Origin of the sequence: Altericroceibacterium spongiae (assembly GCF_003610805.1) — a bacterium.
Classification (GTDB): Bacteria; Pseudomonadota; Alphaproteobacteria; order Sphingomonadales; family Sphingomonadaceae; genus Altericroceibacterium; species Altericroceibacterium spongiae.
This window is the reverse complement of record NZ_RAPF01000004.1, coordinates 239098-253066: the sequence shown is the minus strand read 5'-3', so window position 1 is coordinate 253066 and position 13969 is coordinate 239098. Positions and strand designations below refer to the sequence as shown.

10 protein-coding genes are annotated in these 13969 nt (G+C 59.2%); 4 read left to right on the top strand and 6 right to left on the bottom strand.

What is annotated here, in order from left to right; genetic code table 11:
• Positions 1-51: 51 nt before the first annotated feature.
• On the bottom strand, positions 52-876 hold the full coding sequence (locus D6851_RS09555) for a sulfite exporter TauE/SafE family protein (RefSeq protein ID WP_120324655.1): 825 nt from the start codon (positions 874-876) through the stop codon (positions 52-54).
• 99 nt (positions 877-975) lie between these two features.
• A complete protein-coding gene (locus D6851_RS09550; protein WP_120324654.1) occupies positions 976-3603 on the bottom strand; it encodes a TonB-dependent receptor plug domain-containing protein in 2628 nt (875 codons plus the stop codon).
• A gap of 384 nt (positions 3604-3987) precedes the next feature.
• On the opposite strand from D6851_RS09550, the gene D6851_RS09545 reads away from it, so the two are divergent.
• The 3 genes from D6851_RS09545 to D6851_RS09535 all read left to right on the top strand — a co-directional run bounded on the left by D6851_RS09545 (position 3988) and on the right by D6851_RS09535 (position 7620).
• Complete coding sequence (locus D6851_RS09545; protein ID WP_120324653.1) at positions 3988-4653, top strand: response regulator; 666 nt, start codon at positions 3988-3990, stop codon at positions 4651-4653.
• A gap of 9 nt (positions 4654-4662) precedes the next feature.
• Complete coding sequence (locus D6851_RS09540; RefSeq protein WP_120324652.1) at positions 4663-6186, top strand: sensor histidine kinase; 1524 nt, start codon at positions 4663-4665, stop codon at positions 6184-6186.
• 105 nt (positions 6187-6291) lie between these two features.
• Positions 6292-7620 (top strand): dicarboxylate/amino acid:cation symporter, encoded by a 1329-nt coding sequence (locus D6851_RS09535; protein WP_120324651.1) that lies wholly within the window; start codon positions 6292-6294, stop codon positions 7618-7620.
• Between the two features lie 54 nt (positions 7621-7674).
• On the opposite strand, the gene D6851_RS09530 is transcribed toward D6851_RS09535, so the two are convergent.
• The 4 genes from D6851_RS09530 to D6851_RS09515 all read right to left on the bottom strand — a co-directional run bounded on the left by D6851_RS09530 (position 7675) and on the right by D6851_RS09515 (position 11886).
• A complete protein-coding gene (locus D6851_RS09530; protein WP_238474020.1) occupies positions 7675-8238 on the bottom strand; it encodes a CHAP domain-containing protein in 564 nt (187 codons plus the stop codon).
• 139 nt (positions 8239-8377) lie between these two features.
• Positions 8378-9937: a PH domain-containing protein gene (locus tag D6851_RS09525; protein WP_238474019.1), complete on the bottom strand. Its 1560-nt coding sequence runs from the start codon at positions 9935-9937 to the stop codon at positions 8378-8380.
• Between the two features lie 17 nt (positions 9938-9954).
• Positions 9955-10428 (bottom strand): PH domain-containing protein, encoded by a 474-nt coding sequence (locus tag D6851_RS09520; protein ID WP_238474018.1) that lies wholly within the window; start codon positions 10426-10428, stop codon positions 9955-9957.
• Between the two features lie 69 nt (positions 10429-10497).
• Positions 10498-11886, bottom strand: coding sequence for a M20/M25/M40 family metallo-hydrolase (locus tag D6851_RS09515; protein WP_120324783.1), 1389 nt, complete (start codon positions 11884-11886; stop codon positions 10498-10500).
• Positions 11887-12143: 257 nt separating this feature from the next.
• Between D6851_RS09515 and ettA the strand changes: the two genes are divergently transcribed.
• Positions 12144-13826 (top strand): energy-dependent translational throttle protein EttA, encoded by a 1683-nt coding sequence (ettA, locus tag D6851_RS09510; RefSeq protein WP_120324782.1) that lies wholly within the window; start codon positions 12144-12146, stop codon positions 13824-13826.
• Positions 13827-13969 lie beyond the last annotated feature (143 nt).

Sequence of the window (13969 nt, the reverse complement as noted above, 5' to 3'; positions counted from 1 at the left end):
TAAACTCCTTGATCGGTTGGAGAAGCGACGGAGCGCCTGAAACGGCCCGGATCAGGCCGCATTGCGGAACATCACGAAAGCGATGACAATCAGATAAATTCCGAAAATACGTTTGAGGGTACGCGGTTCGAGCGCGTGGGCAGCGGCCACCCCGAGCGGCGCTGTCAGAATCGACATGGACGCAATGGCTGCCGTTGCCGGTATGTTGACGAAGCCGAGCGATCCCCAGGGCAGACCCTTTTCATGCAGGCCGATTATGGCAAAGCCGATGGCACTTGGCACGGCAATCAGCGTCCCCACTCCCGAAGCAGTGCCGACAGCGCGGTGGATCGAACGGCCGCACAGGGTCATGACCATAATCGCGATCGTACCGCCGCCAATGCCCAGCAGAGAGGAGAAAGTGCCCAGCCCTCCCGCGATGCCCACACGCGCAACGCCTGAGGGCATCTGATCGGTCAGCACACGATTGCCGAGCTGAGGCAGGAGAAAATTGAGCGACATAAGCAGAACGCCGGTGGCAAAGATCATGGTCAGCACGCGCCCGTCGACATGGCTGGCGAGCAGCACACCCACGCCATCGCCAAGGATAATCCATGGCGCCCAGCTTTTGAGAATTTCGAAATCCACTGCGCCGCGTTTGTGATGGCTCATCACCGAGCGCAAAGAGGTAATGATGATCGTAGCGGCGGATGTCCCGATGGCGACATGAGCATATTGCGCCGAATCCCCGCCCAGCAGCGGCATCATCAACAGCAAGGCGGGCACAACCACAAAGCCGCCGCCAATCCCGAAAACGCCGCCGGCAAAACCGGCGGCAAGACCTGCTGCCAGAAGTCCAAGAACAGGGATCAGCCAATCTATCGAATCTAGGTGCACAACTGTCACTCCAGTCACTGTCTATTGTGAGTTAGAAAAACGTATCGTCAAGCAGAGACACCGCCCGGAGCAGCACCGGGCGGTGTCGGGTTCATGATGTCAGAAGTCGAGTTTGATCCGGCCGTAATAATAGCCGCCATTTATGCCGTACGGAGAGTTGGTGGGATAAACACTGGTGGCATAACCACTGGATCCGGCAGCGAGATAGGCTGCACGAATATTGTCGTAGGATCGTTTGGTAGGATATTTATTGAACAGATTGTTCGCCCCCACCGAAATCGTCACCCCTTCGACCGGTTTGACCCCGATTTCGAGATCGGTAATGAAAGAGGCCTTGACGGGTTCCGTGATGTCCTGCCCGGCAACGGGGCTGCCGCCCGGTGCGGTGGTGAGCGAGGAGACTTTGGAATAGAAGCTCTCGCGCAGATTGACACTGAACAGGCTCGATTCCCAGAACATGCCCAGCGTAGCACGGAATTTCGGCGTGCTGTTTTCGAGCGTCCAGACCGTATATTTGTCGATCAGTTCGGTCGCTGCCGGATCGACCGAACTGGTATAAAGGGCCGAGGGAAGACCGGCGATTTCATCCACTTCATTTTCGTTATAATTGCCGGTCAGGCTCCAGTGAAGATCGCCAAAGCCGGTCGGCATGTCGTATTTGAGCGAGAGATCGACTCCGCGCGTGGTCATGTCCGCGCCATTGGCAAAGGTCTGGATCCGGACGGTACCGCTCATATTCCGGTCCCCGTTGACATCCATCAGGACATAAGCCGGAATCGTGCCGCCAAGGGCGGAAGAAACCGCATCGTAAACCGCCTGCTGGTTGTAGATGTTATAAGTGTCCTCGACATAGGGCACACAGCTTGACGCATTGCCGCCAGCATAGCCTGACGGGCAATACTGGCCGTAAAATCCGTAAAAGGAGCCGGTAATCAGGATGCGGTTGCGAATATCGATCCAGTAACCGTCCACCGTCAGGCTGACGCGCGGCGTGGGCGTGAACACGAAACCCGCGCTGAAGTTGGTCGATTTCTCAGGCTGCAGCCCGCCGAAACCGAGCGCCCCGGCAGCATCGGAATTGGCCGGCAAAACCCCGCCGACCGAATTCGGCCCAACCGAAATGCCCGAATAGAAACCTTCGCCCAGTGTCGGTGCGCGGAATCCGGTCGATACGGTGCCGCGAACGGCAAAGGCGGAAGAAATATCATAGCGGCTGGTCAGTTTGAAAACGGTCGTATCGCCGAAATCGCTGTAATGTTCATGGCGCACCGCCCCGTCGATCAGCCATTCAGGCGTCGGCTTTAACGAAGCATCGAGATATTGTGCGAAGTTCGTGCGATGATGATCGCCGGCATTTTCCGGCGCATAACCGAAGAAGGACTGCGCCCCGCTGCCATAATAGGATGCCGGATCGCCCGACACGATCCCGAACGTATCGCGCCGCCATTCCAGCCCGCCAGCCAGATTGACCGGTTCGGACAGGCCGATATCGAGCGGATAATTCAGATCGAGCGTATTGGTCCATTGCGAGGCTTTGAAGTCACCATTGTGGAACTCGGTCGGGGTGAAACCGGTATCGCGATAAAGCGAGGAGTTACCCGAATTCTCGACATGAACGTGAACGAGATCGTCCCCATAGGTCGAGGCCAGATCGAAACCCATTCCGCCGATCTGGCCCCGAAAACCACCGGTTACCGCATAATCCGTTTCCCTGACGGCTTCGAGCGGAGAAAAGCCCGAGGGGTAGAAGGGCTCTCCATTCTCATCCACGATAATCCCGGCGGTGCGATAGTTCTCATAGGCCCGCGCATATTTGTGGCCGTAACTGCCGAAACTGTAGAGTTCGAAATCGCCGAACTGATAGCCGGCATTATACATCACCGTCGTCTGATTGACGGACGGATCGCCCAGAATGCGGTTTACATAAGGGTAACCCGGCTGATTGACCGTATCCGGATATTGCGCGAGATTGGTTTGAGCGATTCCGTTATCGCCATAGACACGCGGATCGAAATCACCGCGGAAGCTGAAACCCTTTTTCTTCTTCTGGACCGAAATGTTGAAATAGGAATTTTCAATCGGGGCGAAACCGACATTTCCCGACAGGCTGTAAGTATCGCCACCTTCATCCATATACTGGCCGACCGTGCCGCTGATACTACCGCCGGCATCCTGATCCTTCAGAATAATGTTGATAACACCGGCAATCGCATCGGTGCCGTATTGTGCCGCCGCACCATCCTGCAAAACTTCGATATGATCGATCGCGCTGGGCGGAATGAAGCTCATATCGGGCGCGGCGCTGCCACCGTAAGGCCCCCCGGCAATCGAGATATTGGCGGTGCCATGCCGGCGTTTTCCATTGATAAGAATAAGCGTGTGATTAGGGCTGAGGCCGCGCAGCTTCATCTGCAGATTCATCGCCTGCATATCGCCGCCGAATGCCTGAGCCTGAACCGAAGGCAGCGACTGGGCGAGGCTCTGGATCAGATCGGGCTGCCCGGTACGCTCCAGTTCGGCACTGTCCATAAGTTGAATCGGCGCCGGGCTGTCGGCGGCAGTCATACCCGTCGTCCGTGTACCCGTCACGATGATGGCTTCGCCGACCACTTCATCCGCTGCTGCCGGAGGCGGAGGAGCCGCCGCATCCTCGGCAATGGCAGGCGATACCGATGTAAATAACGATGCACCAAGCGCAATAGCAGACGCTGTATTGATGAATTTCATTTATTATCCCCCAATAATAGAAACCCCCAATCAGGTACCCTCAAAACAGCACTGGCCAATTGTGATTACTTTTGTAATTTATTGAATATTGGCCTTATTCTTCCCTGCAACGGCCTGCGAAGATGCCATGCGATGGCAAACCTCGCCGCAGTCGCTGTATTCATTTTTTCGTCTTGCAGGATGAAACGTAAGCCCGGCGACCTGTCATCAATCTGTCAATAGCGCCGAAGAACAAAAGAAAATGCGCCTGCGCGACAGATTGATGACAGGTTCTTGCTGAAAACTGCCAATCTACTACTGGATACAAATATTCAGCAGGGTGACAGAGACGGCCAGCGGCGGACGCAAGGAAGCCGAGACAACTCGTTTTAGGGGAGTGAGCTGTTGCGCGTAATGATCGTGGAAGATGATCGCAGTCTGGCACGGGGCATGGAAGCCTCGATGTCCGCCGCCGGATTCGCGCTCGATTGCGTGTTCTCGGGGGAAGAGGCCATCGATGTACTGACTACCGAACCTTATAATCTCGTTATTCTCGATCTCGGCCTGCCGGGCATGGACGGTCTGGAAGTGCTGGGCTGCCTGCGCCGCAGAGAAATGCAAACCCCCGTTCTGATCCTCACCGCGCGCGATGCCGTCAATGATCGTATCGCAGGGCTCGATTGCGGGGCGGATGATTATCTGACCAAACCCTTCCATCCGCGCGAGCTGGCGTCCCGCGTTCGCGCGCTGATCCGACGCAGTCAGGGGACCGCCGATCCGGTGCTGCGCATCGGTGCGCTCACGCTCGACCGCTCTACCCGGACTGTCGAACTGAACGGCACCACTATCGATTTACGGCGGCGCGAGCTGGCTGTGCTCGAAACGCTGATGGGCCGCCCCGGCAAGGTAGTCACACGCGAATGCCTGATTGCCGAAGTGTTTAATTTCGCCGATGCCGTCGCGCCCAATGCACTCGATGTCTATGTCAGCCGCCTGCGCCGAAAACTGATGCCGGACGGGCCGGCCATCCGCACCATCAGAGGTCTGGGCTATATGCTCGAAGGGGAGTAAGCCCCGCCCATGACATCCCTGCGGGCCCGTCTGACAAGTGCGGTGATGATGCCTCTTCTCGCGCTGGCGATCACCTTTGGCGGAATCACCTGCTGGATGATCCACCGGACCTTTTCCATGACATCGGACCGGATACTGGTCGGTTCGGTCACCACGATCAGCCGGGCAGTGCTGGCCCGCGAATCGGCGGGGGTGGAGCTTCTGCCTTTTGCGGTTCACCTGCTCGACAATCCGACCACCCCGGTTTCGCATTACAGCGTTTTTATCGGTGACAGGCTCGTCTCCGGCACAGCCGGGCTGCATCCGCCCGGCGATTACGATCCGCAGGCCGGAACAAGGCAACCGCTCCATCCGCCGGCCCATTTCCCCAACAGTTTCCGCTACCCCCGTCTGACCCGCGGTTATGTCGATGCCCATGATGCCAGAGGCGTGCTTCAGCCGGCCTATCTTCGCTATACGACACTGGAAGGCCGCCCGGTCCGCGTGGCGACCGAAATCCGCCTGCTGTCGAACAGCGATGTGCCCGCCGTGATCCAGGTGGCGGATTTTCTTGATGACCGGCGCGCCTATGAGCAGAGCTATTTCCTGCGCGTTCTGAGCGCCGGCGTGCTGGTCGCGATGATTGCGCTCCTTCTGTTTTACGGAGCGATCACCTGGGGGTTGCAGCCCTTTGCATCGCTAACCCGCCAGATCGACGATGCCCGACGCCATCCGATCGCCAATATCCGCGTGGCGCTTGACCACAAGGCCCCGCGCGAAGCGCAATTGCTGGCCAATGCCTTCAACGATCTGATGGTGCGGACAGAAAGGGCCACCGAAAGCCTGCGCCAGTTCACCGCCAATGCCTCGCACCAATTGCGCACACCGCTGGCCATTATGCGTGTACATATGGATGTGCTCAGAGGTTACGGCGCCGCCTCGCGCGAAGGCACGATGGCACTGGCCGATATCGGCGCAGCGGTCGATTCGCTCGAACGGCTGCTTGCCCAGCTTATCGCCCTTGCCCGGCTCGACGAACAGCAGGAAGGCAGCGGCCAGCCCGGATCTTTCGATCTGGTACCGCTGGCGGCCGAGATCGTTGCGAACCGGGTGGCACAACCCGACGCCAGCACGATGGATATCGGGCTGGAAACACCCGAAGGGCCGGTGATGGCATTGGGAGAGGAATCGCTGGCGCGTGAAATGATGGCCAATCTGCTCGATAATGCGATTCGCTATAATCGGGCCGATGGCATGGTCACGCTTCGCGTCCTCCCGCAGAAAAGCGGGCCCGTCGTCGAAATCGAGGATGACGGCCCCGGTCTGCCCCCTGAGGAGCGCGAAAAGGTGTGGGAGCGTTTCTATCGCGTTCCCCGTGCCGATACACCACCGGGGCACGGGCTGGGCCTGCCGATCGTGCGCGCGCTTGGTGCAAAGATGGGGGCCGAAACCTTTCTGACCGAAGGAGAAAGAGGCCGGGGCCTTAAAGCCGTCATCACCTTTCGTCCGGCTCCGGCAGAAAACAGCTCCGGAGGAGAAATTCCTGCGGTTTAACCGCCGCCATGACAGCTTTCTGACAGACTTTTTGAAGCAGTTTCAGAATGCATCTTTCCGCTTTCTATCAACGGGGCAATCAGACCGCATAATGACGATAACCGTATGACATCAGCCGACAGTTCTTTCGGTAATCGGGGGTACAAAGGACAGGAGCAGTTGCCTCCCTCTTCCGGCAGCCGCTGGCCACGATTACGCTCGCATATGCTTCTGCTGGCCGGTTTCGTGATCGGTACAGGCGCCGGCACGCTGGTGGAAGTATTCTATCCGGACCATCCCCTTACGAGCCAGCTCCTCATCTGGTTCGTCCGCCCGATCGAACAGATTTTTCTCGGCACTTTGTTCCTGCTTATCGTGCCGCTGCTGTTTTCCGCCATCGTCAGCGGAGTCGCCCGGGCATATGGCAATGTCGGCATGCCGGGGCTGGTGTTCACGACACTCGCTTATATGCTCGCCGTATCGGCTTCGGCAGCGGTGATCGGGCTGGCCATGGCCAATCTGTTCCGCCCCGGTGACGGTATTCCTCTGGAAATCGGGCAGCAATTGCTGGGGGCCCGTTCCCAGTCGCTTCCGCAAAGCCTGCTCGGCCTCGCTCCGGCGCTCCGCTCGATCAACGGGGTGGTCGCCGGAATGGTGATCCTGTCTTTCACTATCGGGGGTATCCTCCCGCTGGTGCGCCGGCATAACCGGCGGCGACTGCTGACGGCCTGCGAAACGCTTTACGCTATCGGTATGCGCATTCTCGCATTGGTCACGATGTTCGCCCCGCTCGCCGTAGCCTGCTTTATGTTCGATCTGGCCGTGATGTTCGGCTGGAACCTGCTGCTTTATCTCAGCGCCTATGTCGGCGTGGTGATTGCGGCGCTGGCGCTCCAGATCGTGCTGAGCTTTTTCGCGGTCGTGTGGATGCGCGGAGAAATGTCGCCCTTTGCCTTTTTGCGCTGCGTCCACGAGGCCGCGCTGATTGCCTTCAGCACATCATCTTCCAATGCCACGCTGCCTACTGCGCTCAAGGTTGCGGAAACCGACCTTCACCTGCCCGACAAGGTAGTCCGCCCGGTTCTCGGCATGGGAACGGTCGCCAATCAGAGCGGAACGACAATCTATGTCGCAGTGACAGTGCTGTTCGTCGGGCAGTTCTTCGGCATGGATCTCACGCTCGACCGGCAGGCGCTGGTTTTCGTGGTGGCGACTCTGGCGGGCATGGGCACGATAGGCGTGCCGGCGGGCGGTCTGCCGATTGTCGCCACTTTACTGACGCTGACCGGCCTGCCGCCCGAAGGAATCGGGCTGGTGATCGGGGTGGACCGGCTGCTCGACATGTTCCGTACACTGGTTAATGTCGTGGGAGATCTGGCGATTGCCGTTGCGATCACCCACCAGTCGGTTGCCGCGACGGAAGAGCCCTCACCGGTCAGCCGCGATATGCGCTGATGGAATAGAGCCGCCCTGTTCAACCGTCCTGTTCAACCGCCCTATTCGACTGCCCTATTCGACTGCCACGCCGGCGGTATCCGTAGCGGCGATCTGCATACCTTCAGGCAGCAGAGGCGCGGGGCCGGGCTTTTCATTATAGATGAAGCCGTAAACCGGATTGGTGCGCCCGCCCAGCGCGTGAATAGGGGCATACCATACGCGCACTTCGCTCCAGTCGCCTTCGGGCGATACATCGACCGCCATGACATTCTTTTCGATCATGCCGGGGCGCGACCAGTTGGCATGGCTGATTTCGATATGGCGGTCATCGACGATCTGACTGACCACTGCAACATGACCGAGCGGCATGGCTCTGGTCGGTTCGAAAGCGATCACTGCGCCGATTTCAGGTGCACTACCGCGGCGATATTGCCCTTTGGCCTGCCCCCACCAGGTCCGGGCATTGCCATGAATGGAAATGCCCGAAAGCTCACGTGCATAGGGCACGCACTGGAGGGGCGAGGCCTGGGCCGGTGTGGTCACCGCCACCGTCATCGCCAGACCTGCTGCTGCCAACCAATGGCCACGTCCAAACACATTCGTTACGCATACAGCAAGCTGCCCAAATGACGGCATGAGAGCCTCCCTCTTTTCCGATCCGGGGAGGGAGATACATTATCTCATTGGATTGGACACTCCCCCCGACAGGCATCGGTCGCAGCGGACATTCATCCTGTCGCAAGCTTTGCAGAAAATGCGCCGGGAGGATATTTTCTCAGCGTGGAAGGTCCGAAAAATCGACCCCCGCAATGGAGGTCAGGATCGAATCCCGTATCGCGAAAGCCTCCCCCAGCGGTATGCCGGGAATCGACAATTTACCCCCGGCCAGCCCGAAATGGAGGGTGCCATATCCCAGCCATCGCCCGAGCGGCCCGCAGGCGATTTCCACCGACTGCAATTTTACCCTCTGCACCATGACCAGTTCGGGCGTGATCCACCCTTCGCGCACAAAAAGCTGACGCGGGCCGAGCGCATGGCGATGGCGCTTCCAGGCATAATATTGCCGCAAAGCGATCAGCGGAAGGCCGAGACAGGCCAGCAGAACACCCCAGACCCAGTGGCGTTCGACAGCGAGAAAGATCGCCCCGGCCAGCACCGGAATCGCCGCGATCACACCCAGCGCGAACCAGCGATCCGCCTTGGGCCTGTGCCACGCCAGATCGGCCGACGGCGGCTCCAGCCCGGCTTCGCGCGCAATCGGCCAGATTTCGGCCATCCTCGCGAAAGGCGCGACCACATGGCTCGCCGAACCGCTATCCTGCGCCAGACTGATAAAGGTCAGCCCGTGCCAGCCGAACAGGCGCCGCAAAATACCCGTATCGATGCTTGCCGCCTGCACGCGATGGACCGGCATCACGACATCGGTCCGGGTGAACAATCCACGGCGCCGGCGAAAACCGCGTGACGTTCGCTCCAGCCGGAAAGCCCAGTCGCGCGCAAATGTCCGCGCCAGCCCGGTCACAATGCCGAGCGACAGCACACCGGCCATAATGATGAGCGTAACGGTCAGCGAGACCACCGCATCCGCCGCCACCTGCTCATTGTCCCGCCACAAAGACCGGAGCGCCACCCAGTTCTCCGAATCCCACAGATCGAAAGGCAGGAGAAATTCCACCTGCTGCATCATGCCGAGCAGCACCGCGAAGATCACCAGCGAGAATTCGAACAGGCCGAACAGCAGCAAACGCTTCGGATCCATGGCAAACAGAAGACGCCCGCTCTCTTGCGGCAAAACCGGATCGTCCGCCTCTTCAGGCCCCGGCCCGGACGCGGCTTCGGATTTGGAATCGTATGCGAATGGCTGGCCGGGTCCGGCCTCTCGCCGCTCGCGCACCAGTTCGCGCAGACTTTCGCCTTCCTCATACGTGACGTAGGAAAGCTCCAGCTCATCCTTGCCCCCGGCTCCGGTTTCGAAACGGATCGTGGTGAGGCCGAACAGGCGCGGCAGCAATTTCTGTTCCAGGCTGACATCCTGAATACGCTCATAGGGAATGGAGCGTGCTTCGCGGCTGATAATGCCGCTTTCGACCCGGATATCCTCCGGCCCGACGAAATAGCGCCGCCGCGTCCAGCCCAGCCATGCCACACCGGCATTGAGGGTGATGATGATCAGCCCGATCGCAATGCCCAGTTCCAGCCCCCAGTCGCCGATCTGCCGTGTACCGAACAACACCGCAATCACCGGCAGAATAGCTTTGCGCACGCTTTCCAGTGCCTGCACCACAAAGCCGAGCGGGCTGGTGCGCTGCCCTTCCCCGGCCGGGATGCTTTGCACGTCCCGCTCCACCTGCGTCACAGCGTCTGGCGTTTGATATGGCTGCGGATTTCTTCGCGCATCGCATCGGCGGTTTCGCGTTTCAGCCCGGCAAGCGAAACCGAAGCATTATGCGTCCCCGCCGTATGCACCACCAAAGTGGCAAGGCCGAAAAACCGTTCCAGCGGCCCCTGCATGACATCGATATGCTGAATACGACCGAAAGGCACCACTGTATCGGAACGGAAAAGCAGCCCCCTGGCGATACGCAGGCGATCGGGCGCCATGTCATAACCCTTATGGGCATAGCGCCGCGCCGGGAGCCGGATAATCCAGAACAGCGCGAAGAGCACGGCAAGCGCCAGCGCATACCAGCGCAGCACGGGAAGCCCCTCCCCTATAGCAAGAGCCGCCAGAACGGCCGCTGCCGCCAGGCCGAAAGACTGGATACGCAGAACTTTCACATGATCCGGGTGAACCCTGCTCAGCGTTTCACCCTGCATATCGTCCATCGGCACCCCCTTTGAGAGAATAAGCGCCGCGCCAGCTCCCTGCCCACACAGCGCTTATCCTTTCTTTTATCACTGCGTTTTGATCGGTCCGGCTTCATTCGACAAAATGCCGACCACCTGCGTCCAGACGGCGACATTCTGTCGCAATTGCGCCGGATCGATCTTGTCCAGCGTATCGTCGGGCGTGTGGTGCAAATCGAAATAATGCGTGCCGTCCTGCGCCAGATCGACATGGCCGGTCTTCTGCTGGTTGATAACCGTCAGATCCTCGCCACTACCGGCTTCGCGGTTCGATCCTTCGACGCTGAACCGCTCGACCGCGCGCACCAGCTTTTTATGCAATTCGGCATTGCTGTCCGAAAAATTGGTCCGCAACTGCCAGATACGGTCAGCGCCGAAATCGCTTTCAAGACCGACCGCAAAAGGTTCGTCCGCATGGGCTTTCGCATAGGCTTTGCCGCCCCACACGCCGGTTTCTTCGGCGCCGGCGAACAGCACGCGGATGGTCCGCAATGGCTGGCCCGCTTCGGCCACATGACTGGCCGCGGCGGCCGCAATCGCACAGCCCGCGCCATCGTCGATCGCGCCCGTGCCCAGATCCCAGCTATCGAGATGGCAGGCGAGCAGCACCGGCGGGAGCGAAGGATCGCGCCCGACGATCTCACCGGTCACATTGCCCGACCGGGTCTGACCCAGATTGCGCGGGGTGAGCAGCAAATGGAGTTTCACATCGTCCGAACGCTCCAGCATCCGCACCAGATTATCCGCATCGGGATTGGACAGAGCCGCCGCCGGAATCGGCTTCACTCCCTCGGCGAATGTCGTGCCGCCCGTATGCGGCGTGCGATGGCTGTCGGTCCCGACCGAACGGATCACCACAGCTATCGCCCCCTTGCTCGCAGCGAGAGACGGCCCGGTCCAGCGCACCGGCCCGGCAAAGCCATAGCCCGAACCGTCCTGCGTGCGCTTCATATGATGATTGATAAAGGCGATCTTGCCTTTGAGGCTCCCCTCGGGCGCATCGGCGAGAGCGGCATAGCTGTCGAAACCGACAACCTGCGCCTTTATGCCCTCAGCCGGCGTGGCGGCCGAATTGCCCAGTGCCACCAGCGTGAGCGGCTGGGGGAAAGGCGAGAGGACCTGCGCCTTTTCCTCTCCGCGCACCCATGTGTCCATCATGAAGGGTTCTTCGGTGACATGAGCGAAGCCTTGCGCGGTGAGCCATTTTTTCGCCCAGTCGCGCGCCCGCTGTTCCGCTTCGGTGCCCGACTGGCGCGGCCCGACTTCGGTGGTGAGACCCTCGACGAAATCCCAGGCGATGGAATCGCTCTCCAGCGCTTTATCGGCCATTGAAGCGAGCCTGTCGCCGTCAGCGGCGTTAAGCGAGGATGTCTGAGCGGAAAGCGGCGCGGCCAGCAAGGCGGCTGCCGAAGCGAGAAGCAAAGAGAGTTTTGTCATGGCCGCCAAAGCTAGCAGCTGCGAGGCTGCTGCCAAGAGGCTTATAGCTTATCGAACCGAGCAATCCCGAGTGGCGCTCTCCTGCCTGCTGATTTCAGTTTCGATCCGCTATCCTAATTGGACTCCCGCCCTCGCGGGAATGACGGACTATGAATGGCTCAGACATCCCCGAGCTTCTGCTTGCCCCCGGCGGCGACACATCCTATTTGCGGGCGCAACTCTCAAACAGATACACAGATCGATCCGAAGGACCCCGCATGGCCGCCCAATACGCATATGTCATGAAGAACATGACGAAGACTTTCCCCGGCGCACAGAAGCCGGTTCTTTCCGATATTAATCTGCAATTCTATCAGGGGGCCAAAATCGGCATCGTCGGCCCGAACGGTGCCGGTAAATCCACCCTCATGAAGATCATGGCCGGAATCGATACCGATTTCGCCGGCGAAGCCTGGCCGGGAGAGAATATCACGGTCGGTTATCTGCCGCAGGAACCCGAGCTGGACGAAAGCAAGACCGTCCTCGAAAACGTCAAGGACGGGGCACGCGATATTGCCGATATGGTTGACCGCTTCAATGCGATCTCGGCCGAAATGGGCGACCCCCAGGACGATACCGATTTCGATGCGCTGATGGAAGAAATGGGCGAACTTCAGGGCAAGATCGATGCTGTCGATGGCTGGACGCTCGACAACCAGCTCGAAATCGCGATGGAAGCACTGCGCTGCCCGCCATCGGACTGGTCGGTGGACAAGCTTTCGGGCGGTGAAAAGCGCCGGGTCGCCCTCACTCGCCTGCTGATCCAGAAGCCTTCCATCCTGCTGCTCGACGAACCGACCAACCATCTCGATGCGGAAAGCGTCAACTGGCTGGAAAATCACCTCGCCGAATATGCCGGTGCGGTTCTGATGATTACCCATGACCGCTATTTCCTCGATAATGTGGTGGGCTGGATTCTCGAACTCGATCGCGGGAAATATTTCCCTTACGAAGGCAATTATTCGACCTATCTGGAAAAGAAGGCCAAGCGCCTCGAACAGGAAGAGCGCGAGGAATCGGGCCGCCAGAAATCGCTCAGTCGCGAACTGGAATGGATCCGGCAGACGCCCTCTGCCCGCCAGACCAAGAGCAAGGCGCGTATCCGCAAATTCGAACAGCTTCAGGATTCGCAGAGCGATCGCAAACCCGGCAAGGCGCAGATCGTCATTCAGGTGCCCGAACGGCTCGGCGGTAAAGTGATCGAAGCCAAGAATATCTCCAAGAGCTTCGGCGACAAGGTATTGTTCGAAGACCTCTCCTTCATGCTCCCTCCTGGCGGCATTGTCGGCGTGATCGGCCCGAACGGGGCGGGTAAATCGACCCTGTTCAAGATCATCACCGGCAAGGAACAGCCCGATAACGGCACGATCGAAATCGGCGAAACCGTCCATCTGGGTTATGTCGATCAGAGCCGCGATCATCTCGACGACAAGCACAATGTCTGGGAAGAAATTTCCGACGGGCTCGATTATATGAAGGTCAATGGCCACGATATGAGCACGCGCGCTTATGTCGGTGCCTTCAACTTCAAGGGGCAGGATCAGCAGAAGAATGTCGGCAAGCTGTCGGGCGGTGAACGCAACCGGGTTCACATGGCCAAGATGCTCAAGCAGGGCGGCAATGTTCTGCTGCTCGACGAACCGACCAACGATCTCGATGTCGAAACGCTCTCCGCGCTGGAAGACGCCATCGAAAACTTCGCCGGCTGCGCCGTGGTCATTTCGCATGACCGCTTCTTCCTCGACCGTCTGGCGACACATATTCTCGCTTTCGAAGGGGACAGCCATGTCGAATGGTTCGAAGGTAATTTCGAAGCCTATGAAGAAGACAAGCGCCGTCGCCTCGGTGATGCCGCCGATCGTCCGACACGGCTCGCTTATAAGAAGCTGACGCGCGACTGATCGATCGCGCGAAGAAGTCGGTTCTTTCGAACCCCGCCGGTCAGTTTTCAAAAAGCTGACCGGCGGGGTTTTGCTTTGCTGAAAACAGCACGGAGCGAAGTGAAGGAACTGGTTTTGCCCGAACGAAAAGCGGCAGGCTTCTC